20 protein-coding genes are annotated in these 21,700 nt (G+C 68.0%); 12 read left to right on the forward strand and 8 right to left on the reverse strand.

Features of this window, described 5'->3' with window-relative positions; all coding sequences use genetic code 11:
* Positions 1–358: DUF6708 domain-containing protein (locus ACEZHJ_RS08510; RefSeq protein WP_375036435.1), on the forward strand; the 358-nt coding region annotated here is incomplete at its 5' end.
* Between the two features lie 12 nt (positions 359–370).
* On the opposite strand, the gene ACEZHJ_RS08515 is transcribed toward ACEZHJ_RS08510, so the two are convergent.
* The 4 genes from ACEZHJ_RS08515 to ACEZHJ_RS08530 form a co-directional block, all read right to left on the reverse strand.
* On the reverse strand, positions 371–1,774 hold the full coding sequence (locus tag ACEZHJ_RS08515) for an FAD-binding oxidoreductase (protein ID WP_375036436.1): 1,404 nt from the start codon (positions 1,772–1,774) through the stop codon (positions 371–373).
* Positions 1,775–1,804: 30 nt separating this feature from the next.
* Positions 1,805–2,269 carry a tRNA (cytidine(34)-2'-O)-methyltransferase gene (locus ACEZHJ_RS08520; RefSeq protein ID WP_018717426.1) on the reverse strand — a complete coding sequence of 155 codons (465 nt, stop codon included), beginning with the start codon at positions 2,267–2,269 and terminating at the stop codon, positions 1,805–1,807.
* Positions 2,270–2,336: 67 nt separating this feature from the next.
* The gene (locus ACEZHJ_RS08525) at positions 2,337–3,011 is read right to left on the reverse strand and encodes a hypothetical protein (RefSeq protein ID WP_375036437.1); all 675 of its coding nucleotides are present in this window, start codon (positions 3,009–3,011) and stop codon (positions 2,337–2,339) included.
* A complete protein-coding gene (locus ACEZHJ_RS08530; RefSeq protein ID WP_018717428.1) occupies positions 3,008–3,859 on the reverse strand; it encodes a sulfurtransferase in 852 nt (283 codons plus the stop codon). Before ACEZHJ_RS08530 ends, ACEZHJ_RS08525 begins: the two co-directional genes overlap by 4 nt.
* 253 nt (positions 3,860–4,112) lie before the next feature.
* On the opposite strand from ACEZHJ_RS08530, the gene ACEZHJ_RS08535 reads away from it, so the two are divergent.
* The 9 genes from ACEZHJ_RS08535 (at position 4,113) to ACEZHJ_RS08575 (ending at position 13,587) form a co-directional block, all read left to right on the forward strand.
* Positions 4,113–5,288 (forward strand): transporter substrate-binding domain-containing protein, encoded by a 1,176-nt coding sequence (locus ACEZHJ_RS08535; RefSeq protein WP_163139128.1) that lies wholly within the window; start codon positions 4,113–4,115, stop codon positions 5,286–5,288.
* 22 nt (positions 5,289–5,310) lie between these two features.
* A complete protein-coding gene (locus ACEZHJ_RS08540) occupies positions 5,311–5,943 on the forward strand; it encodes an ANTAR domain-containing response regulator (protein WP_018717430.1) in 633 nt (210 codons plus the stop codon).
* Positions 5,944–6,527: 584 nt separating this feature from the next.
* On the forward strand, positions 6,528–7,766 hold the full coding sequence (locus ACEZHJ_RS08545; protein ID WP_163139127.1) for a transporter substrate-binding domain-containing protein: 1,239 nt from the start codon (positions 6,528–6,530) through the stop codon (positions 7,764–7,766).
* Between the two features lie 54 nt (positions 7,767–7,820).
* Complete coding sequence (gene urtB / locus ACEZHJ_RS08550) at positions 7,821–8,690, forward strand: urea ABC transporter permease subunit UrtB (RefSeq protein WP_163139126.1); 870 nt, start codon at positions 7,821–7,823, stop codon at positions 8,688–8,690.
* A 12-nt stretch (positions 8,691–8,702) separates the two neighbouring features.
* Entirely contained in the window at positions 8,703–9,839 is a 1,137-nt protein-coding gene (urtC, locus tag ACEZHJ_RS08555) for an urea ABC transporter permease subunit UrtC (RefSeq protein WP_163139125.1), read from the forward strand.
* A gap of 2 nt (positions 9,840–9,841) precedes the next feature.
* Entirely contained in the window at positions 9,842–10,585 is a 744-nt protein-coding gene (gene urtD, locus ACEZHJ_RS08560; RefSeq protein ID WP_026320976.1) for an urea ABC transporter ATP-binding protein UrtD, read from the forward strand.
* On the forward strand, positions 10,578–11,273 hold the full coding sequence (urtE, locus tag ACEZHJ_RS08565) for an urea ABC transporter ATP-binding subunit UrtE (protein ID WP_163139124.1): 696 nt from the start codon (positions 10,578–10,580) through the stop codon (positions 11,271–11,273). Before urtD ends, urtE begins: the two co-directional genes overlap by 8 nt.
* Positions 11,274–11,352: 79 nt before the next feature.
* The gene (locus tag ACEZHJ_RS08570; RefSeq protein WP_018717436.1) at positions 11,353–12,393 is read left to right on the forward strand and encodes an aliphatic amidase; all 1,041 of its coding nucleotides are present in this window, start codon (positions 11,353–11,355) and stop codon (positions 12,391–12,393) included.
* A gap of 72 nt (positions 12,394–12,465) precedes the next feature.
* Entirely contained in the window at positions 12,466–13,587 is a 1,122-nt protein-coding gene (locus ACEZHJ_RS08575; RefSeq protein WP_163139123.1) for an AAA family ATPase, read from the forward strand.
* 64 nt (positions 13,588–13,651) lie between these two features.
* On the opposite strand, the gene ntrC is transcribed toward ACEZHJ_RS08575, so the two are convergent.
* The 4 genes from ntrC to glnA all read right to left on the reverse strand — a co-directional run bounded on the left by ntrC (position 13,652) and on the right by glnA (position 18,385).
* The gene (ntrC, locus tag ACEZHJ_RS08580; RefSeq protein ID WP_018717438.1) at positions 13,652–15,058 is read right to left on the reverse strand and encodes a nitrogen regulation protein NR(I); all 1,407 of its coding nucleotides are present in this window, start codon (positions 15,056–15,058) and stop codon (positions 13,652–13,654) included.
* A complete protein-coding gene (gene glnL, locus ACEZHJ_RS08585; RefSeq protein ID WP_163139122.1) occupies positions 15,055–16,101 on the reverse strand; it encodes a nitrogen regulation protein NR(II) in 1,047 nt (348 codons plus the stop codon). Before glnL ends, ntrC begins: the two co-directional genes overlap by 4 nt.
* A 175-nt stretch (positions 16,102–16,276) precedes the next feature.
* On the reverse strand, positions 16,277–16,867 hold the full coding sequence (locus tag ACEZHJ_RS08590; protein ID WP_163139121.1) for a DUF4124 domain-containing protein: 591 nt from the start codon (positions 16,865–16,867) through the stop codon (positions 16,277–16,279).
* 102 nt (positions 16,868–16,969) lie between these two features.
* Complete coding sequence (gene glnA, locus ACEZHJ_RS08595) at positions 16,970–18,385, reverse strand: glutamate--ammonia ligase (protein WP_163139120.1); 1,416 nt, start codon at positions 18,383–18,385, stop codon at positions 16,970–16,972.
* Between the two features lie 313 nt (positions 18,386–18,698).
* On the opposite strand from glnA, the gene glyQ reads away from it, so the two are divergent.
* Positions 18,699–19,601: a glycine--tRNA ligase subunit alpha gene (gene glyQ / locus ACEZHJ_RS08600; protein WP_163139119.1), complete on the forward strand. Its 903-nt coding sequence runs from the start codon at positions 18,699–18,701 to the stop codon at positions 19,599–19,601.
* On the forward strand, positions 19,598–21,700 hold the full coding sequence (gene glyS / locus ACEZHJ_RS08605; protein ID WP_163139118.1) for a glycine--tRNA ligase subunit beta: 2,103 nt from the start codon (positions 19,598–19,600) through the stop codon (positions 21,698–21,700). Before glyQ ends, glyS begins: the two co-directional genes overlap by 4 nt.

Below are 21,700 nucleotides of genomic sequence, written 5' to 3' on the forward strand. Positions count from 1 at the left end.
CGGCAGGTATTACTATGACCGCTTCGAGGTCGGCAACCAGCTGCTCCACCGCGAAGAGGGTATCCGCTGGTGGGAGTACATCCGCCGCTTCATGGAGGAAGGGCCCGACAGTGTCCCCGATCCCGACTGGACCCTCTCCGAACATCTCTCGCTCAGGGAGTCCTTCGTGCGCTGGTTCGCACTGCACGAGCTGCGCCGGGAACGCGCTCTCGGCCTGAACGTCCGCCCGGCAATCGCCCGTATTATCCTGATATCCCCCTTCCTCGCCCTTTTCTCCATCGGCCATTTCATCTCCATGCTCACCAGCCGTCACGTCCGGTGGCCACAGGAGATCCGCCAGGCCTGCGGGGAGGCGTGAGTTTCGAACAGCTCACGCCCGCGGCGGTAGTACCTTGCCAGGATTCATCAGCCCGAGGGGGTCGAGGGCGTCCTTGACCGCCTGCATCACGGACACGCCCTCGCCGTGCTCGCGGCGCAGGTACGCGATCTTGCCCTGGCCGATGCCATGTTCGCCGGTGCAGGTGCCCTCCATGTCCTGGGCGCGGTAGACGATCCCCTCGTTGACGGCCTTGGCGCGGGCGAGCTCGTCCTCGCTGTCCGGGTCGCAGAGGATGATCACGTGGAAGTTGCCGTCGCCGACGTGGCCCAGGATGGTCGAGGGCATCGGCAGTGCCTCCAGGTCCCGCCGGGTCTCGCGGATGCACTCGGCGAGCCGCGAGATCGGCACGCACACGTCCGTGGTCAGCGGCCGGCAGCCGGGCCGCAGCTGCAGCGCCGCGGGGTAGGCGTCGTGACGCGCCTGCCACAGCCGGGAACGGTCCTCCTCGTAGACCGCCCAGGCGAAGTCGGCACCGCCGTGCTCCGCGGCGAGGGCCTGGACCAGCTCGGCCTGCTCGCGCACCCCGGACTCGCTGCCGTGGAACTCCAGGAAAAGGTGCGGGCGCTCGGGGTAGTCCAGGCCGCTGTAGGCGTTGGTCGCGCGCATCTGGAGCGCATCCATGAGCTCCATGCGCGCCATGTGCACGCCGCACTGGATGGTCTCGATCACGGTGCGCACCGCCGCGTCCTCGTCGGGGAAGGCGCAGATCGCCGCGGACGTGGCCTCGGGGAGCCCGTGCAGTCGCAGGGTGATCTCGGTGACCAGCCCGAGGGTGCCCTCGGCGCCGGTGAACAGGTGCGTGAGGTCGTAGCCGGCGGAGGACTTGCGCGCCCGCCCGCCGGTGCGCACGACCCGGCCGTCGACCAGCACCACGGTGAGCGAGAGCAGGTTGTCCGCCATGGTGCCGTAGCGCACGGCATTGGTGCCCGAGGCACGGGTGGAGACCATGCCGCCGATGGAGGCGTCCGCCCCCGGGTCCACGGGGAAGAACAGCCCGGTGTCGCGCAGCTCCGCGTTGAGCTGCTTGCGGGTCACGCCGGCCTCCACGGTGGCGTCCATGTCGTCCGTGGACACGCGCCGGACCCGGTTCATGCCGGAGAGGTCGACGGCGACGCCGCCGTGCAGGGCCTGCACATGGCCCTCCACCGCCGTGCCGGTGCCGTAGGGGATGATCGGCACACGGTGGGCGTGGCAGATGCGGGCCACCTCGGCGACCTCCTCGGTGCTCTGCGGAAAGGCCACGGCATCCGGGGGCATCACCGGCCAGCCGGACTCGTCGTGACCGTGGTGCTCGCGCACGGCGGTGGCGGTGGACAGGCGCTCGCCGAGCAGCTCGCGCAGCGCGTCGACGGCGGGCTCGACCGGCCCGAAGCTCAGGGGTTCTACAGCGCTCATGACGGGGACACTCTCGTTGTCTCGGATCGTTTATTCCCCGCCAGCATAGCCGAGTTGGCGCCACGCCTCGAAGACCGTGACCGCCACGGCGTTGGACAGGTTGAGGCTGCGGTTGCCCGGCACCATGGGCAGGCGCAGGCGCTGCGACGGCGGCAGCCCGGCGAGGACGTCGTCGGGCAGACCGCGGGTCTCCGGGCCGAACAGCAGCGCGTCGCCGGCGGCGAACGCCGGGGTGTCGAAGCGCGTCCCGGCCCGGCTGGACAGGGCGTAGACGCGGGGCGAGCCCAGCGCCTCGAGGCAGGCGCCGAGATCGGCATGGACGCGCACGCTCGCCCACTCGCGGTAGTCCAGGCCCGCACGGCGGAGCTTGGCGTCCTCCAGGGTGAAGCCCAGGGGCTCGATCAGGTGGAGCCGGGCCCCGGTGTTGGCGCACAGCCGGATGACATTGCCGGTGTTGGGCGGGATCTCCGGCTGGTAGAGGATCACGTGGATCATCGGGGTTCCGTAACGGCGAAGGTCGGGTGAGGCGGGTGCCCCACGCGGATCAGGGCAATAGCGGCACTCAGAAGAAGCGCCGCGCGAATACCACCCGCACGCCGTTCCAGGGGCCGGTAACCGCCTCGACGCCGACCCGGCCGCCCCCGCCGGTGTCCAGCGATATCCCGGCGTAGGCGCCGGCGGCGTGGTCGGTATCGAAGCCCTGGGTGTCGACGTCCTCGATCTCGCGCTCGCCATCGGTGAGCGTGTAGAGGAGGCCGCCGGAGAGGGTGACGGCATCGAGGTCCGCGGCGAGCCCGGCACGCAGATCGCCCTCGTGACGGCTGAGGGTGATGTCGCCGGTATCACGGCTCGCGCTCGCGCGGTAGTAGCGCCAGCCCGCCTCGCCGGTAACCGCCAGCGTCCGCGTCAGCGGCCACTCGCCACGGACCGCCAGGCCGCCGTAGCCGCCGGTGAGGTCCTCGCCCTCGGTGGCCGGATCGCCGTCCTGGGTGACCAGGTTCACGCCCAGGATCAGGCCACCGTCCACGTGGGCGCTCAGCGGCTCCCACAGGGAGACGCCGACGCGGGTCTCGCGGGTCTCTATCTCGCGGCCGTCATCGTAGTCGAGGTCGCTGCGCTGGTGGGCCACGTCCATGGAGAAGGACAGCGGGTCCGCGGCCACCGCGGGGGTGGTGCCGAGCACCGCGGCCAGGCCCGCGGCGGCGGCCAGGTGCCGGCGGGCGCGCACGGCCGTCATGCCTCCTCCCCGGTGGCGACCGGCCGGTTCGGATCGCGGATCCACTCGCTCCAGGAGCCCGGATTGAGGGCGGCCTCCGCGAGGCCCGCGTGAGCTAGGGCGAGCACGTGATGGCAGGCGCTGACACCGGAGCCGCAGATCGCCACCACCGGCCGGCCGCTCGCCCGGTCGAGGATCTGGCTCCACTGACCGCGCAGCTCGGAGACCGGCAGGAACCGGCCGTCGTCGCCGAGATTGGCGCTGACCGGACGGGACAGGGCCCCGGGCACGTGCCCGGCCACCGGGTCGATGGGCTCGGCGTCACCGCGATAACGCTCGCGGCTGCGCGCGTCGACCACGCAGAACCCGTCCAGGGTGCCGGCCAGCGTCTCGGTACCGACCACGGGCATGGAGCCCGGGTGCGCGCGGTAGCGGCTGCGGTGGGACGGCTCTGGGGTCTCGTCGGTAAGCGCGCCGCCGGCGTCGCGCCAGGCGGCGAGGCCGCCGTCGAGCACGGCTACCGCCTCGTGGCCGAGCCAGCGCATCAGCCACCAGAACCGGGCCGCCATGGCGCCGGGGCCGTCGTCATAGACGACGATCTGGGTCTCGTTGCCGATACCGTGACGCTCGAGCCAGGCGACCAGCGCATCCGGGTCCGGCAGCGGATGACGCCCGGTACTCCCGGTCACGGGCCCCGAGAGGTCGTGGTCGAGGTCGGCGTGGAAGGCACCGGGAATGTGCGCCCGCTGCCAGGCCCGCCGTCCGGCCTCCGGATCGGCGAGATCGAAGCGGCAGTCCACCACGGCCCAGTCGCCCCGCGCCGGGGCGGCGAGGAGTTCGTCAGTGTCGATGAGGGTCGTCCAGCGCATGGCACCTTCCCGCAAAAAGCCCGGATTCAGCGATCCATTCAGGATATGCGCCCCCCGCCACGGTGCAAGAGGGCGTCGTCTTGACTTATGACAATTGTTTGCCAAGCTTCCAGTCAACGGTGCGATGCCCAACGGCGGGCAGCAATGCACCGAAGACACAGCATCCGGAGCAATGCAGCTCCTCGTCTGCTACGGCCGTTCACTGCGACGGTCGATGACGGGGAGCTTTTTTTTTGGGAGGCACCACGAGGGAATGAGCAGGGATATCCAGTCCGGGAAGCCCTGGCGGCTCGGGGTCCTGTTTTCGCAGACAGGCACGACTGCCGTCATTGAGCGAACCCAGCTCCGGGCGACGTTACTGGCGATCGAAGAGGTCAACGAGGCCGGCGGTGTCGACGGCCGCGAAATCGAGCCGGTCGTCTACGATCCGGGCTCCGTGATGGAGCGCTACGGCGAGCTGGCCGAGCGCCTGTTCACCGAGGACGACGTCGAGGTGATCATCGGCTGCTACACCTCGTCATCGCGCAAGGAGGTCCTGCCGGTCGTCGAGCGCCGCAACGCCCTGTTCTTCTACCCGACGCTCTACGAGGGATTCGAGTACTCCCCCAACGTCATCTACGGAGGCGCCGCCCCCAACCAGAACAGCGTGCCCCTGGCCCGCTATCTGATGGAGAATTTCGGTGAGCGTTTCTGCTTCGTGGGCTCGGACTACATCTACCCCAGGGAGTCCAACCGGGTGATGCGCAACATCGTCCGGCAGGCCGGGGGGGAGGTGGTCGGCGAGTTCTACACCGAGCTCGACGCGGGCGCGGACGACTTCCAGCCGATCCTCGCCGAGATCGAACGCCTCCGCCCCGACGTGATCTTCTCCACGGTGGTCGGCGACGCCACGGTACGCTTCTACCAGTCCTATCTCGCCTACCCGGGCGACGGGACCAGCGTGCCTATCGGCAGCCTGACCACCAGCGAGTCCGAGGTCGCGGCGATGGGGGCGGAGGCGGCGGCGGGCCACATTACCGCAGCACCGTACTTCCAGAACCTGGAAACCGAGGCCAACCGTGCCTTCCTCAAGCGCTTCCGCGCACGCTACGGCGACGACACGGTCGTGACCAGCTGCGGTGAGGCGAGCTACTTCCAGGTCCACATGTTCGCCAATGCGCTGCGCATGGCCGGGAGTACCGATACCGACCGGCTCCGCGACGTGCTGCGGGGCTCGGAATTCGAGGCGCCGCAGGGCCGCGTGAAGATCGATCCCGACAACAACCACACCTACCTGCACTCCCGCATCGCCCGCGTGGACCGGACGGGCCAGTACGTCGTCGAGCGGGAGCTCCCGCGCGCGATCAAGCCAGACCCTTACCTCGTGGTCCCCGCGCTCAACGACTGGAGCGTGGACATCACCCATCCGGGCCGTCGCCGACGCTCATGACAGCAACGAAGATGCGGAGTTGATGGCAACGAGCAACATCATAAAGAGCATCCGTAATCTGCGCGTACTCGTACTCCACCCACGGGACAGTCACGCGGAGCAGCTGCTGCAGCAGGTACGGCGGATCGGGTGCCAGGCCGAGGCGATATGGCCGTTGCCCGAGCGGTTGCCGGAGCACGCGGATCTCGTGTTCATCGAGGTGACCGAATCCCCGTCACGGGCCCTGCGCCAGCTGGTGGACAAGGATGTTGAACACCGCCCCACCGTGATCGGGGTGGTGAGCTACGAGAACCCCTCGGTCCTCGAGGCCCTGCTGGAGATGCGCGCTGACGCGGTACTGACAAAGCCATTACGGCCCTCGGGCGTGCTTAGCAGCATGGTGCTCGCGCGCCGGATCTGGGACGACTTCCGGCGCTCACAACGCGCGCTGAGCAAGCTCAAGGCGAAGGTCAAGAACACCCAAACCGTGAGCCAGGCAAAATTCATCCTGATGCGGCTTCACCAGATCCCGGAGGACGAGGCGTACTCGATCATCCGGAGCCAGGCGATGGCCAAGCGTGCGACCACGGTGGAGATCGCCCAGGCGATCATCAACGCGGACGGCATCCTGGGCAATATCAGCGCCAAGACGGTGGACCTGGACAAGACCCGCTGACCGCTTACCGGCGGCACCGGAACAAAATGGTCACCGGAAAACGGATATGGAATGCGTATGAAACGGTCACGATTTCCATGAACGTCACGGCCATTCGCCGGGGAGGGTCGATTATTGCGGAAATTCGCAATACACGATCTAAAAACTGATTAAACGATATATCCCTGTACGGCCTGGGGAGCGGACCACCGGGCAATGACATCGAACCGCGGGTGATCAATTCGCAAGTCTTGATCATGCGGGGACGGCAACGGCGCCGTCCAGATGTCGGCCAGAGAAGGCCTTTTTCATGGAATCGGGAATCGGTTGATTTTTTCACGGGGCGAAATCCCCGGCGGTATCCTATTGCCATAATTTCTCCAAAAAAGAAATTTAATTCATACACAACAAGGGGTTGCGAAACCACACTCCTTGTGCTTTAAGTAACTGTAACCGACCCATCAATGCAGATGGGACGGCCTCCAGACGGGCAACGCGGCCCCTTGATACCGGCATTCGTTAATTGCCGATCAAGGGGCTTTTTTTGTGCCCGCCATTCCCGCTGGATCGGGATACGCGCAGGACGAAAAACCGGGAGTACCGAAATGAAACGACGAAATTTCCTAAAGGGCGTGGCCGCCGCCGGTGCGGCCGGCGCCGCCGGCTTCCCCGGGATCTGGATCAAGGGCGAAGGCATGGCACACGCGGCCAACGGTGAGATCCCCGTAGGCGTGCTCTTCTCCCTGACCGGTCCGGTCGCCGTGGTCGAGAGCACGCTGCACGACGCGTGCATGCTCGCGATCGAGGAGATCAACGCCAACGGCGGCGTCAACGGCATGAAACTGCGGCCCTACGTGGAGGATCCCGCCTCCGACCCGGCCACATTCGCCGACCGCGTACGGCGCCTGGTGATACGGGACAAGTGCGTGAGTGTGTTCGGCTCCTACACCTCGGCGAGCCGCCAGGCGGTACTCCCGGTGGTCGAGCAACGCAACAACCTCTACTGGTACCCGACCCTCTACGAGGGCCGAGAATGCTCGCGCAACGTCATGTACGGCGGCGCCGTGCCCAACCAGCAGCAGCAGGAATTCGTGCCCTGGCTCGCCGAGAAATTCGGCAAGCGCTTCTATCTCATCGGTAACAACTACGTCTATCCCCGGGAGGAGAACAACGTCTGCAAGATCCTCCTGGACCGCCTCGGCGGCGAGGTCGCCAACGAGGAGTACGTGCCGCTGGGCCATTCGGACTTCGGATCCGCGATCAACCGGATCCGGCGCGAAGAGCCGGACGTGATCTTCTGCACCCTGGTCGGCGATTCCGACGTGGCCTTCCAGCGCCAGCTCCACGCCGCGGGCTTCGACCCGGGGGAGATGCCGGTGGCGAGCCTCACGCGCTCGGAGATCGAGGTCAAGGCGATGGGCGGCGAGGCGGCCGCAGGGAATTTCTCCTCGGCACCGTACTTCATGGCCCACCAGTCCGCCGCGAACGAGCGTTTCGTCGAGGCCTATCTCAAACGCTACGGCAGCGACCAGGTCACGCACTTCGTCAGCGAGGCCGCCTACTTCCAGGTCTACCAGTTCAAGGCGGCGGTCGAGCAGCTCGCCAGGAGCGACATCGACCCGATCAGTATCCGCGACGCGGCGGTGGGCCTGCGAACCACGGCCCCCCAGGGCGAGATCGAGATCGATCCCAATCTCCACACCCACCTGTGGCCGAAGATCGGGCAGTGGCAGAGCGACGGTCAGGCCCGGGTCCTGGTCGAGTCGGACACGCGTGTGGCCCCGGAGCCGTACTGGGCCTACGACGGCCAGTCGTGCACCGCGGAGGGCCTCGTCAAGGGCTAATGGCCGGACGGGCGGGCGCCGGTGGCGCCCGCCTCCCGACCGGGGAATCGGACTATGGACGTATTCTTCAATCAGGCCTTCACCGGTTTGAGCACCGCCTCCATTCTGCTGCTGGTCGCCCTGGGCCTGGCGATCATCTACGGCGCGATGGGGGTCATCAATCTCGCCCACGGCGAGTTCGTGATGCTCGGCGCCTATGCCGCCTGGTTCCTGCAGAGCTTTCTGGGTATTGGGCTGTTTCTCGGGCTGCCCCTGGTATTCGTATTCTTCGCACTGCTGGGGCTGGCCATCGAACGCGGCCTGGTCCGCTGGCTGTATCACCGGCCGCTGGACACCATCCTCGCCACCTGGGGCGTCGGTATCGTGCTCCAGCAGCTCGTGCGCATGATCGCGGGTCCCGACTCCCGCTACGTCGAGCGCCCCGCGATGCTGGACGGCAATCTGCGGATCGCCGACGTATACATGTCCAACTACCGGATTTTTCTTCTTTTCTTCTCGGTAGCCGTGCTCGTTGCCACCTGGTATCTAATGACGCGCACCGAGTTCGGGACCAAGCTGCGCGCGGTCATCCAGAACCGCGAGATCTCCGAGTGCTACGGCATACGGACCGAGCGCGTGTATGCGCTGACGTTCGCATACGGCGCCGGACTCGCGGGCATCGCCGGCGCCCTCATCACACCGCTCGCCAGTGTCACCCCCGGCATGGGCACCAATCTCGTGGTGGACGCCTTCCTGGTGGTGATCGTCGGCGGGGTGGGCAGCCTGCTGGGCACGGCGGCGGCCTCCGGGCTCGTGGGCGAGGCGACCGCGCTGTTCTCGTTCCTGCTCAACGACACCATCGGCCGGGTCGCCGTGCTGATGGCCATCATCGTTCTTATCCGGTTCTGGCCCCAGGGCCTGTTCGCCGACCGGATCCGGCGATAGGGGAGCCACGCTATGAACCAGAATTTCCGCTTCGACTGCGTCGGATACGCACTGTTCGCCGCACTGGTGCTGCTCGCCGTGCCCTGGTACCTGTCCTTCGACGGATTCGAGCTCAACACCTTTGCGCGCTACCTCGCTCTCGGCATGGTGGCCATGGCGCTGGCGCTGTCCTGGGGCTACGCGGGGATCCTCAACCTCGGGCAGGCGGCGACCTTCGGCATCGGCGCCTACATCATGGCGATGCATCTCAAGCTCGGGGCGAGCGCGGCGAACCCGGGCGGCCTTCCCGACTTCATGGGCTGGACCAACGTCGAGACACTGCCGTGGTTCTGGGTCCCCTTCCACTCCCTGACGGTAACGTTGCTCGCCGGCGTTCTGCTCCCGGCGGCGGTCGCGGGCGTGATCGGCACGTTCATGTTCCGCGGCCGCATCACCGGGGTGTTCGTGGCGATCATCACCCTCGCACTGCTGGTCGCCATCCAGCTCGTGTTCGTCGAGTACCAGATGTACACGGGCGGCCAGAACGGCCTGACGGGGCTGGCGCCGCTGGTGCTCGCGGGCTGGACCGCGGACCCCTACAGCACCGCCTTCTACTACTTCGTGGCCGGGTGCCTGCTCGTCGCGACGGCGGCGTGTGTGGCACTGACGCGCAGCAAGGTCGGACTCATCCTGCGCGCGATCAAAGAGAACCCGGACCGGGTGCGGTTCTTCGGCTACCACGTCTCGAGCTTCGAGACGGTGGTGTTCTGCATTTCCGCGATGATCGCCGGCTGGGCGGGAATGCTCTACGTCCTGGTGCTGGAGTTCGCCTCACCAACCTACATGGGGGTGCCGTTCAGCCTCGCGATCGTCATCTGGTGTGCGGTCGGCGGCCGTAACTCCCTGGTCGCGGCGGCGCTCGGCGGGATAGTGGTCAACATCCTCGAGGGACGGCTCTCGGACCTCTTCGTCGAGGGCTGGACGCTGTTCCTCGGCGTCACGTTCATTCTCGTCGTGCTGTTCATGCCCGACGGCCTGTTCGGCGTATTCCGCAGAATTGCCACCAGGCTCCACGAGCGGCTGCGCCGTCACCGCAACAGCACGGCCAAGGCGCTCCCGACAGGCACCGGCGCCGTGCCGGCCCGGGCCGGCGAGCAGGGGGGGCAGTAGTCATGGCGCATCTCGAACTTAAGGAACTGGGCGTGCATTTCGGCGGGCTTCGCGCCGTGGACGGCCTGAACCTGTCCCTGAAGTTCGGCGAGCTGCGCTGCCTGCTCGGCCCGAACGGCGCGGGGAAGTCGACCACGCTCGATCTGATCTGCGGCAAGACACTGCCAACCGCGGGCCGGGTAGTCTTCGATGACCGCGACATCACCGGCCTGAAGGAATACCAGCGTGCCCGCTGCGGCATCGGCCGCAAGTTCCAGACACCGGCAGTCTTCAGGGATCTAACGGTCTGCGAAAACCTCGAGGTGGCCCGGTCCCAGCACCCCGGCGTACTTAGCGCACTGGGTGTGTTCCGCTCACGGGTGCGCGGCCGCATGGCGGAGGTCCTCGAACTCGTGGAGCTGACCGGCGAGCTGCACACGCGCGCCGGCAACCTATCCCACGGCCAGACCCAGTGGCTGGAGATCGCCATGCTGCTGATGCAGGACAGCCGGCTGATCCTCTTCGACGAGCCCACTGCCGGGATGACCATACAGGAGACCCACAAGACCGCGGGCATATTCAACGCCCTGAAGGGCAGTCACACGATGATCGTCGTTGAGCACGACATGGGGTTCGTGCGCGAGATCGCCGAGACGGTGACGGTCATGGACATGGGGACGCTGCTCGCCGAGGGCAGCATCGCCGATGTGGAGAACGACCCCGCCGTGCGCGAGGCGTACCTGGCAAACGGAGGCGACGATGCTTGAGGCGCAGGCCCTGTATTCCTATTACGGCAAGAGTCCGATCGTCCAGGACGTGAGCTTCACGGTTCCCGAGGGGAGCTTCGTGAGCGTGCTCGGCCGCAACGGCGTGGGCAAGACCACGCTGTTGCGCACCGTCATGGGGCTGACCGACGGCATCTCCGGGCGGCTGTCGTTCCGCGGCGAGGACCTTAGCCGGCTGCCCACTCACGAACGGGCGCGCCGCGGCATCGGCTATATCCCCCAGGGCCGCGAGGTGATCCCGCGCTTCAGCGTGCGCGAGAACATCGTCATGGGGACCTACACCCGCAGGGACGGGCGCCGGGACCTCCCCGGACACATCCTGGAGCTGTTCCCCGTGCTCCGCGAATTCCTCGACCGCCGCGGCGGCGACCTGTCCGGCGGGCAGCAACAGCAGCTCGCGATCGCGCGGGCACTGGCCATGGACCCCAGGGTCCTCCTCCTCGACGAGCCCACCGAGGGTATCCAGCCGAACATCGTCCATGAGATCGAGCAGGTACTGCTGCGGCTCAACCGGGAGTTCGGCATCACCGTCGTGCTGGTCGATCAGAACATCCCCTTCGCACGCAGGGCCTCGGACCACTTCATCGTCCTCGACAAGGGCCGTGTGGCCGTGGCGGGCCACGGCGAGGAGCTCACCGACGAGGTCGCGGAACGGTATCTCACCTTCTGAACCGCCCGGACACGGCGGAAAACGAACGGGCCGACGTGCCCAATCGCCTCCAAGCGCACCAAGAGAGAGGAGTGACAACATGCGTCACGGTGACATTTCCAGCAGTAAGGACACGGTCGGGGTCGCGGTCGTCAACTACAAGATGCCGCGGCTGCACACCCGGGCCGAGGTCCTGGAGAACGCCGAGAAGATCGCCGATATGGTCGTCGGCATGAAGCAGGGCCTGCCCGGCATGGACCTGGTGATCTTCCCGGAATACAGCACCCACGGGATCATGTACGACCCGAAGGAGATGATGGACACGGCGAGCAGCGTCCCCGGCGAGGAGACCGAGATCTTCGCCAGGGCCTGCCGCAAGGCCAATACCTGGGGGGTGTTCTCGCTCACCGGCGAGCGCCATGAGGAGCATCCGAAGAAGAACCCGTACAACACCCTGATCCTCATGGACAACAAGGGCGAGATTGTCCAGAAGTACCGCAAGGTCATCCCCTGGTGCCCGATCGAGGGCTGGTACCCCGGCGGCCAGACCTTCGTCAGCGAGGGTCCCAAGGGCCTGAAGGTCAGCCTGATCATCTGCGACGACGGCAACTACCCGGAGATCTGGCGCGACTGCGCCATGAAGGGCGCCGAGCTCATCGTCCGCTGCCAGGGCTACATGTACCCGGCGAAGGAGCAGCAGGTGATGATGTCCAAGACCATGGCCTGGGCCAACAACTCCTACGTCGCGGTGTCCAACGCCAGCGGCTTCGACGGGGTCTACAGCTACTTCGGCCATTCCGCGATCATCGGTTTCGACGGCCGTTCACTCGGCGAATGCGGCGAGGAGGAGATGGGCATCCAGTACGCCCAGCTCTCGGTGTCCGAGATCCGCGATGCGCGCGCGAACGACCAGTCCCAGAACCACCTGTTCAAGATCCTGCACCGCGGCTACACCGGGATGCACGCCTCGGGTGACGGGGACAGGGGCGTCGCGGACTGTCCCTTCGAGTTCTACCGGACCTGGGTTAAGGACGCCGAGAAGGCCCGCGAGGACGTCGAGGCGATCACCCGGCGCAAGGCCGGCGTCGCCCAGTGCCCGGTCGGCAGTATCCCCTACGACGCCGAGGAAAAGGAGGCCTGACGAGGCCACCCCCGCGTGTTCCCGGCCTGCGGGCCGGGAACCGTAATCCCGCAGGCACCAGGAGCCCCGCGCATGCCGTTCATCAATGACATGCTGGAGAACAGCCACCGGGAACAGGCCCAGCGCAGCGCGCTGAAAGCGGAGAACGCCGCCGGCGAGGACGTCGTACAGGCGCACCTGGCGAGTCAGTCCACGCTGGAGAGCCGCTTCCGTTTCGACGTCGACACGGTCATGGGCACCCTCCAGAACGAGATCATCGGCCAGGACGACGCCCTGCGCGCGGTGGAGGACATCCTAAAGGTGGTACGCGCCGACATAACCGACCCCCGCCGGCCGCTGTTCACCGCGCTGTTCCTCGGCCCGACCGGGGTGGGCAAGACGGAGGTGGTCCGGTCGCTGGCGCGCTCCCTGCACGGCGATGCCGACGCGTTCTGCCGGGTCGACATGAACACGCTCTCCCAGGAGCACTACGCGGCGGCCCTCACCGGCGCCCCTCCCGGTTACGTCGGGGCCAAGGAGGGCAACACGCTGCTGGATCAGGACCGTCTCGAGGGCGACCACGGCCGCCCGGGGATCGTGCTTTTCGACGAGCTGGAGAAGGCCAGCCCCGAGGTGCTCCAGGCGTTGCTCAACGTATTCGACAACGGCCTGCTCACGGTCGCCTCCGGCGAGCGGACCTACAGCTTCCGTAACGCCCTGGTATTCATGACCAGCAACCTGGGGGCCCGGGAGATACAGCGCGACGAGCAGCGCCGGCAGAGTGGATTGCGGCGCTGGCTGCCTTCGAGCACACGGCGCCGGCATCGTCGGGTGGAGGAGATCGTCCGCGACAAGCTCCTGCGGGCCTTCACCCCGGAGTTCGTCAACCGGATCGACAACATCACGGTGTTCAACTGGATCGAACCGGAGCTGGTGGAACGGCTGGTGGCACTCGAGGTCGAGCGACTCAACCGCCGGCTGCTCAAGCATCGCTGCCGTCTGGAGGCACGGCCGGCAGTACTGAGCCATGTCGCCCGCGCGGGATTCGACCGCCAGTTCGGCGCCCGTTCCCTGCGGCGGGCTGTCCGCCATCAGATCGAGGTGCCCTTCGCGGAATACCTGCTCAATCATCACCGGCCGGACGAGGACGCCCGGACACTGACCACCTACGTGGCCGAGCACGGCGACGGGGGCGTGCGTTTCCGGATGCCGTAGGCCCCGTTGGCGAAACGCCGCGCAGACGCCGGGACCCGACCGCGGGAAGGGGCTCAGCGTTTCCCTAGAGTTCCAGGCCGTGCTCCTTGATCTTGCGGGTCAGGGTATTGCGGCCCCAGCCCAGCAGCCGTGCGGCCTCCTGGCGGTGGCCGGCGGTGTGCTCCAGCGCGGCGCGGATCATGACCTGCTCGAAGCGGTCGTGGGCCTGGGCGAGCGCCTCCGGCTCGGGGCCGGTGGCCACCGTCCGGGCCCAAGCGGTGAGCGCCTCCTCCCAGCTGCCGTACTGGCCGCCGGCGGTCTCGGCCACGCTCTCCTCGTTGAGGTCGCGGGGCAGGTCCTCTTCATGGATCTCGCGGCCGCTGGCCATCACGGTCAGCCAGCGGCAGGTGTTCTCCAGCTCGCGCACGTTGCCGGGCCAGGGCAGAGCGGCGAGCCGCCGCTCGACGGCGGGGGTCAGGACCTTGGGCTCGACGTTGAGCTCGCGCGCGCTGCGGGCGAGGAAATGACGCGCGAGAGAGGGGACGTCGGCGGCGCGCTCGCGCAGCGCCGGCACGTGCAGCCGGATCACGTTGAGGCGATGGAAGAGGTCTTCGCGGAATCGCCCCTGTTCGACCAGGCGCTCCAGGTTCTGGTGGGTCGCGGCGATGATGCGCACGTCCACGTGCATGGGGGTGTGGGCACCCACACGGTAGAACTCGCCGTCGGCGAGGACCCGCAGCAGCCGCGTCTGCAGCTCGGCGGGCATGTCGCCGATCTCGTCGAGGAACAGCGTGCCCCCGTCCGCCTGCTCGAAGCGCCCGCGGCGCTGCTGGTGGGCACCGGTGAAGGCGCCGCGCTCGTGACCGAAGAGCTCGGACTCCATGAGGTCGCGGGGGATGGCGGCCATGTTCAGGGCGATAAAGGGCTTGTCCGCGCGCGGGCTGTGCCGGTGCAGGGCGCGGGCGACCAGCTCCTTGCCGGTCCCGGACTCGCCGTTGATGAGGACCGTGATATGCGAGCGCGACAGCCGGCCGATGGCGCGGAAGACCTCCTGCATCGCCGGCGCCTCGCCGATAATCTCCGGCACCGGCCCGGCGTCGTCCGCCCTCGGGGCACGTTCGCGGGCGGCGGCGAGGGCGCGGCGGACGAGCTCCACCGCCTCCTCGACGTCGAAGGGCTTGGGCAGGTACTCGAAGGCCCCGCCCTCGTACGAGGAGACCGCGGCGTCCAGGTCGCTGTGCGCGGTGATCACGATCACGGGCACCTCGGGGGCGACGCCGCGCAGGCGCTCCAGCAGTGCCAGGCCATCCATGCCGGGCATCCGGATGTCGGTGACGATCACGTCCGGGCGACGGTGCTCGAGCGCGGCGAGGACCTCCTCGGCGCTGGCATAGCCCTCCGCGGCGAGGCCGTCGGCCTCCAGCGCACGGGCGAGGACCCAGCGTATGGAGCGATCGTCGTCGGCGATCCAGATGCGTTCGGCGGCACTCATTCGGCGTCCTCCAGGGGCAGCCATACGGTGAACTCGGTGCGCCCGGGCACGCTGGAGCACTCGATGAGCCCGCCGTGCTGGGCCACCAGGTTCTGGGCGATGGGCAGACCGATCCCGGTCCCCTCGGGCCGGGAAGTGATCATGGGGTAGAAGATGCGCTCGATGAGGTCCGGGGGGATGCCCGGACCGTTGTCGATAATGTCCACGCGCACCACCAGCCGATGGGGGACATCACCGATGGTGAAGCGCCGCTGGGTGCGGGTGCGCAGGGTGATCTGGCCGTGGTCGCCGACCGCCTGGAGCGCGTTGCGCACCAGGTTGAGCAGCGCCTGCAGGAGCTGGTCGCGGGCGGCGTCCAGCGGCGGGATTGACGGGTCGTAGTCGCGCACGAAGGTCACGCCCTCCGGCGCCTCGGCACTGGCGAGGTGACGCACACGCTCGAGGATCTCGTGGATGTTCACCGGGCTGCGCTGGGCCTGGGTATTGGGTCCGAGCAGGCCGTCGACCAGGCCGCGCAGGCGATCGGCCTCACTGATGATGACGTCCGTGTACTCGCGCAGTGCGTCGTCGTCGAGCTGGCGCCGGAGCAGCTGGGCGGCGCCGCGCAGGCCGCCGAGCGGATTCTTGATCTCGTGGGCGAGCCCCCGGATCAGCTCGCGGATCGCCCGGTTCTGGGAGATCAGCTGATGCTCGCGGCTGATGCGCAGGTGGCGGTCGAGCTGGGCGAGCTCCAGCAGCAAGCCGCCGTCGGGCAGCGGGGTCACGGAACAGTCCAGGGTCACCAGCTCACCGGCGAGCGCGATCTGGTGCTCGCGGTCCGTGAAGCTGGTGCCGCGCTCACGGGCCCGGGAGAGGGCCTCGGCGATGCCGTTCAGCCCGGGCAGCGCCTCGTCCACGCCCATCCCGCGGATCTGGCGTGCACTGATACGCAGCAGGCTTTCAGCCGCCGGATTGATGTCAACGATGCGATTGCCGGCATCGAGCACCACGATGGCCGTGGTGAGGTACTCGACGATGGGCTCCTGCGCCACTTTGATCTCCATGCATGTCCCTGTCTGCCCCGATACGGGTCCATGGAAGGGGATAGCAAAAACCGCGCCGACCGGCGCAGACGCATGCATAGCGGGGGGCAGGGCGCACAGGCGGTGGGTGTATGCACTATAATGGTGCGCCCCGATGGGGTATTCAAGGGCAGTGCCCCCGAATAAGGCGCACCGCTCAGCGGTTACGGAACAGCCGGGAGGCCTGGTGCAGGTAGACGGTGACCGTCGCGCTGCGTGCGAGCACGCGCCCGCTGTCGTCGCGGAGCAGCGCCTGGAGCTCGTGGGCGCCCCGGTCGAGCCCGGAAAGGGTGATATCGGTGACGGTGAACGGCCCCTGCCGGTAGGGACTGCCGTCGACCAGGATCAGGATCCGCTGATCCTCGGAGAGACGGGGACGTACGTCGAGCACGAGCTGGAGCTTGCCCTGGTTGTCCCGCACGGTGGCCTCGTCCGACGGGGCGGCGATGGCAATGCGCCATTGTGTCTGTGCCGCCGCGCCGTCACCCGTGCCGGAATCGCTGTCGTCCCCGCCGCGGTCCGCGTCGTCCTTCGGACCCGTCCCCTGGGGGGCTGGCAGCGAATCGACAACCGTGGGCTCGCCGACGTCGACGGGCTCGGCACCGTCGTGGGGCTCGTCGCTGAAATGGACCTGGCCCTGGTCGTCCACCCAGCGATAGACGTCGGCTGCGGCAGGCGCCGCGACCGCCGCCACGAGGATGGCGAACAGACAGAGAACGGTCAGGCGGGAGACGGTTGGTACGCTCATGGCGCCAATGTAGCGGCTTTGGCCCCCGGCGCGCCACCCACGGCGGCGTCCGGCGGGACAGCGGCGGGCCGCAGGGACGGCCCGCCGCTCGGGCAGTCGCGGTTACACGCTGTAGTAGAGATCGAACTCCACCGGGTGCGTGGTCATGCGCAGCTGCTGGACCTCCTCGCCCTTGAGCTCGAGGTAGCCGTCGATGGCGTCGTCGGTGAACACGCCGCCCTTGGTGAGGAACGCGCGGTCCTTGTCGAGCGCGTCCAGCGCCTCCTCGAAGGAGAACGCCACCTTCGGGATCTCGGCCTCCTCCTCGGGGGGCAGGTCGTAGAGGTCCTTGTCCATGGCGTCGCCGGGGTGGATCTTGTTCTCGATCCCGTCGAGGCCGGCCATGAGCATCGCCGCGAAGGCGAGGTACGGGTTGGCGGTGCTGTCCGGGAAGCGGATCTCCACACGCCGCGCCTTGGGGTTCGAGACCCACGGGATGCGCACGGACGCGGAGCGGTTACGCGCCGAATACGCCAGCAGCACCGGCGCCTCGAAGCCCGGGACCAGGCGCTTGTAACTGTTGGTCGAGGCGTTGGCGAAGGCGTTGATCGCCTTGGCATGCTTGATGATGCCGCCGATGTAGTACAGCGCGGTCTCGGAGAGGCCACCGTACTGGTCGCCGGCGAACAGGGCCTCACCGGTCTTGGCGATCGACTGGTGGACGTGCATGCCGTTGCCATTATCGCCGACCAGCGGCTTGGGCATGAAGGTGGCGGTCTTGCCGAAGGCGTGGGCGACGTTGTGCACCACGTACTTCAGGGTCTGGACCTCGTCCGCCTTCTTCACCAGGGTGTTGAACTTGCTGCCGATCTCGCACTGCCCGGCGGTCGCCACCTCGTGGTGGTGCACCTCGGTGGTCTGGCCCATCTCCTCGAGGGCGAGGCACATGGCCGAACGCATGTCGTGGAGGCTGTCCACCGGCGGCACCGGGAAGTAGCCGCCCTTCACACCCGGACGGTGGCCCATGTTGCCGTCAGCATAGACACGCTCGGAGTTCCACTGGGCCTCCATGGAGTCGACCTTGTAGAAGTTGCCGCTCATGTCCGCGCCCCAGCGCACATCGTCGAAAACGAAGAACTCGTTCTCCGGGCCGAACATGGCCACGTCGCCGACGCCGGTGGACTGGAGATAGGCCTCGGCGCGACGGGCGATGGAGCGCGGGTCGCGCTCGTAGCCCTGCATGGTGCTGGGCTCGATGATGTCGCAGACCAGGTTGAGCGTCGGCTCCTCGTAGAAGGGGTCGACCACCGCGGTCTCCGGGTCCGGCAGCATGATCATGTCGGACTCGTTGATGCCCTTCCAGCCGGAGATGGAGGAGCCGTCGAACATCTTGCCGGACTCGAAGGTATCCTCCTCGATGGTGTGCGCAGGCACGGTGACGTGCTGCTGCTTGCCCTTCGAGTCGGTGAAGCGGAGATCGACGAACTTGATATCGTTGTCTTCGATCAGCTTGAGGACGTCCTCGGCGGTGCGGGACATAGTCTTGCCTCCATGGTGCATACGTTTACCCGCGGTGAAGTTAGCAGAAATCATGCCAGAGGGCTCCACCACGGAGTCAGGGCATTCCGGCGCGGTTCGCGGACGGGTAGAGCAGATCGCCATCGACGCTATTGCACCAAAATAAGGCACGCACCCATCAGGTGCGCCCAATAAAGGTGCATAACCGGCCACGGGGCGCCCGTCCCGGCAATCGTACGCCACTGTCCCGTCTGTCGCAGCCCGCGGTATACTCTGCGATTTTCTCCCGGCCCCCGCCGGGGCCATCCACCGTACGGAGTCGGACGGCAACGCAATGATCACCTTTCAGCAGCTCATCCTGGAACTCCAGCGCTACTGGGCGGAACGCGGCTGCGTCGTGCTCCAGCCGCTGGACATGGAGGTGGGCGCGGGTACGTTCCACCCGGCGACCTTCCTGCGCTCGATCGGCCCGGAGCCCTGGAACGCCGCCTACGTCCAGCCCTCCCGCCGGCCGACCGACGGCCGCTACGGCGAGAACCCGAACCGGCTGCAGCATTACTACCAGTTCCAGGTGGTGCTCAAGCCCTCGCCGGCGGACATCCAGGAGCAGTACCTGGGCTCGCTGAAGGCCCTCGGCGTTGATCCGCTGGTGCACGACATCCGCTTCGTCGAGGACAACTGGGAGTCCCCCACCCTCGGCGCCTGGGGCCTGGGCTGGGAGGTCTGGCTCAACGGCATGGAGATCACCCAGTTCACCTATTTCCAGCAGGCGGGCGGACTGGACTGCCGACCGGTGACCGGGGAGATCACCTACGGGCTGGAACGCATCGCCATGTACCTCCAGGACAAGGCCAGCGTCTACGACCTGATCTGGACCGAGGGGCCCGCGGGCACGGTGACCTACGGTGACGTGTTCCTGCAGAACGAGCGCGAGCAGTCAGCGTACAACTTCGAGCACGCGGACGTCGCGAGCCTGTTCCACTGGTTCGACACCTGCGAGCGCGAAAGCCAGCGTCTGGTCGAGGCGGGACTGCCGCTGCCGGCCTACGAGCAGGCACTGAAGGCGTCGCATACGTTCAACCTGCTGGACGCGCGCCACGCCATTTCGGTCACCGAGCGCCAAGCCTACATCCTGCGCGTACGCGCGCTCGCCCGCGCTGTCGCCGAGGGCTATTACGCCACCCGGGAGGCGCTCGGCTTCCCGCTGTCGAACACCGCAGAGGATCGTTCCGCATGACTGACGCGCGAGAGGACCTGCTCATCGAGCTCGGCACCGAGGAGCTCCCGCCGACGGCCCTGCACGAGCTGATGACCCGCTTTGCCGACGAGATCACGGCGGGGCTGGACCAGGCGGGCGTCGGGCATGGTGCACACCACGCCTACGCGACCCCGCGCCGGCTGGCGGTGACGCTCGAGTCGGTGGCCACACGTCAGCCGGACCGCACCATCGAGCGCGCCGGTCCCGCGGTCGCCGCGGCCTTCGATGCCGACGGCAATCCCACCAAGGCGGCGGAGGGTTTCGCGCGCTCCTGCGGCGTGGCGGTGGAGGCGCTCGAGCGCATGGAGACCGACAAGGGCGAGCGCCTGGGCTACCGCGGCATCGAGCCGGGCCGCGAGACCGCGGCGCTGCTGCCGGAGGTCATCGACCAGGCCCTGGCCCGGCTGCCCATCCCCAAGCGCATGCGCTGGGGCGACAGCGACGCGGCCTTCGTACGGCCGGTGCACTGGCTGGTGGTTCGCCTCGGCGACACGGTGGTGCCGGTGGAGGTGCTGGAGCTCGCCAGCGGTGGCGAGAGCCGCGGCCACCGCTTCCATCATCCGGCAGCCATCCCGGTGACCGCGGCGAACTACGCCGAGCGCCTGCGTGACCCGGGCTACGTGATCGCGGACTTCGACGCGCGCCGCGAGTACATCCGTGAGCAGGTCGAGGCCGCCGCGCGGGGGATCGGCGGCACCGCCGAGGTACGCGAGGACCTGCTCGAGGAGGTCGCGGCCCTGGTGGAATGGCCCGTCGCGCTGGCAGGCAGCTTCGACGAGGCGTTCCTGCGGGTGCCCGAGGAGGCCCTGGTCTCCAGCATGGAGGGGCATCAGAAGTACTTCCCGGTCCGTGGCGGGGACGGCCGGCTGCTGCCGCGCTTCATCGCCGTGGCCAACATCGACAGCCGGGATCCGTCCGCGGTGGTCGCCGGCAACGAGCGCGTGATCCGGCCACGGCTCGCGGACGCGGCGTTCTTCTGGGACCAGGACCGGCGCACGCCGCTGGCGGAGCGGGTGGACGACCTCGGCGCCGTGGTCTTCCAGAAGGCGCTGGGCACGCTCTATGACAAGAGCGCCCGCGTCGCCGCCCTGGCACGGCGTTTCGCCCCGGCCTTCGGCGCGGACGCGGCGCAGGCCGAGCGCGCCGCCTGGCTGGCGAAGACGGATCTCCTCACCGAGATGGTCGACGAGTTCCCCGAGCTCCAGGGCGTGATGGGGCGCTACTACGCCCGGGAGGACGGCGAGCCGGCACCGGTCGCCGATGCCCTGGACGAGGTCTACCAGCCCCGGGCTGCGGGCGATGCGGTGGCCGCCTCCGCGCTCGGTCGCCTGCTCGCCGTGTGCGAGCGCGCGGACACGCTGGTCGGGATCTTCGCGGTGGGCAAGGCACCCACCGGCGCCAAGGACCCATTCGGGCTGCGCCGTGCCGCGCTCGGCCTGGTGCGCTCGCTGCTCGAGGGCAATCACGACGTGCCGTTGCACGCGGTCTTCGCGGCCGCGGCGGACAACCTGCCCGGCGGCCTCGACGGCGACGCCCAGGTAACACCAGTGATCGATTTCTGCCTGGAACGGCTGCGGGCGCACTACCTCGACGACGGCGTGCCGGCTGAGGTCTTCGCCGCGGTGCGTGCCGTTGCCGGGGGCGCCGACGCCACCGCCGGGATCCCCGATTTCGACCGCCGCCTGCGTGCCTGTCAGGCATTTCTCGCCCGTCCGGAGGCGGCGAGCCTCGCCGAGGCGAACAAGCGCATCCGCAACATCCTGCGCAAGTCCGGCGAAGCGGACGGGGCCCTGCCGGCACCGGATCCGGCCCGCTTCGAACAGGCCGAGGAACGGGCGCTGGACGAGGCCGTGGCGGAAGCGGAGACGGTGGTCACGCGGCAGGTGGCGGCGGGGGACTATGCCGCCGCGCTCGAACACCTGGCCGGGCTGAACGGACCGGTCAACCGGTTCTTCGAGCACGTCATGGTGATGGCGGACGACGAGGCGGTACGCCGCAACCGCCTCGCACTGCTGGACCGGCTGTCCGGTTCGTTCCTCCGCGTCGCCGACGTCTCGCAGCTGCCGGGGAGCGCGTGA

Source organism: Arhodomonas sp. KWT2 (genome assembly GCF_041949875.1).
Taxonomy (GTDB): Bacteria; Pseudomonadota; Gammaproteobacteria; order Nitrococcales; family Nitrococcaceae; genus Arhodomonas; species Arhodomonas aquaeolei.

Excerpts from the sequence above, each read along its gene's own strand:
- ACEZHJ_RS08515 (WP_375036436.1), bottom strand. The coding sequence starts at position 1,774 with ATGAGCGCTGTAGAACCCCTGAGCTTCGGGCCGGTCGAGCCCGCCGTC.
- ACEZHJ_RS08520 (WP_018717426.1), bottom strand. The coding sequence starts at position 2,269 with ATGATCCACGTGATCCTCTACCAGCCGGAGATCCCGCCCAACACCGGC.
- ACEZHJ_RS08525 (WP_375036437.1), bottom strand. The coding sequence starts at position 3,011 with ATGACGGCCGTGCGCGCCCGCCGGCACCTGGCCGCCGCCGCGGGCCTG.
- ACEZHJ_RS08530 (WP_018717428.1), bottom strand. The coding sequence starts at position 3,859 with ATGCGCTGGACGACCCTCATCGACACTGACGAACTCCTCGCCGCCCCG.
- ACEZHJ_RS08535 (WP_163139128.1), top strand. The coding sequence starts at position 4,113 with ATGAGCAGGGATATCCAGTCCGGGAAGCCCTGGCGGCTCGGGGTCCTG.
- ACEZHJ_RS08540 (WP_018717430.1), top strand. The coding sequence starts at position 5,311 with ATGGCAACGAGCAACATCATAAAGAGCATCCGTAATCTGCGCGTACTC.
- ACEZHJ_RS08545 (WP_163139127.1), top strand. The coding sequence starts at position 6,528 with ATGAAACGACGAAATTTCCTAAAGGGCGTGGCCGCCGCCGGTGCGGCC.
- urtB (WP_163139126.1), top strand. The coding sequence starts at position 7,821 with ATGGACGTATTCTTCAATCAGGCCTTCACCGGTTTGAGCACCGCCTCC.
- urtC (WP_163139125.1), top strand. The coding sequence starts at position 8,703 with ATGAACCAGAATTTCCGCTTCGACTGCGTCGGATACGCACTGTTCGCC.
- urtD (WP_026320976.1), top strand. The coding sequence starts at position 9,842 with ATGGCGCATCTCGAACTTAAGGAACTGGGCGTGCATTTCGGCGGGCTT.
- urtE (WP_163139124.1), top strand. The coding sequence starts at position 10,578 with ATGCTTGAGGCGCAGGCCCTGTATTCCTATTACGGCAAGAGTCCGATC.
- ACEZHJ_RS08570 (WP_018717436.1), top strand. The coding sequence starts at position 11,353 with ATGCGTCACGGTGACATTTCCAGCAGTAAGGACACGGTCGGGGTCGCG.
- ACEZHJ_RS08575 (WP_163139123.1), top strand. The coding sequence starts at position 12,466 with ATGCCGTTCATCAATGACATGCTGGAGAACAGCCACCGGGAACAGGCC.
- ntrC (WP_018717438.1), bottom strand. The coding sequence starts at position 15,058 with ATGAGTGCCGCCGAACGCATCTGGATCGCCGACGACGATCGCTCCATA.
- glnL (WP_163139122.1), bottom strand. The coding sequence starts at position 16,101 with ATGGAGATCAAAGTGGCGCAGGAGCCCATCGTCGAGTACCTCACCACG.
- ACEZHJ_RS08590 (WP_163139121.1), bottom strand. The coding sequence starts at position 16,867 with ATGAGCGTACCAACCGTCTCCCGCCTGACCGTTCTCTGTCTGTTCGCC.
- glnA (WP_163139120.1), bottom strand. The coding sequence starts at position 18,385 with ATGTCCCGCACCGCCGAGGACGTCCTCAAGCTGATCGAAGACAACGAT.
- glyQ (WP_163139119.1), top strand. The coding sequence starts at position 18,699 with ATGATCACCTTTCAGCAGCTCATCCTGGAACTCCAGCGCTACTGGGCG.
- glyS (WP_163139118.1), top strand. The coding sequence starts at position 19,598 with ATGACTGACGCGCGAGAGGACCTGCTCATCGAGCTCGGCACCGAGGAG.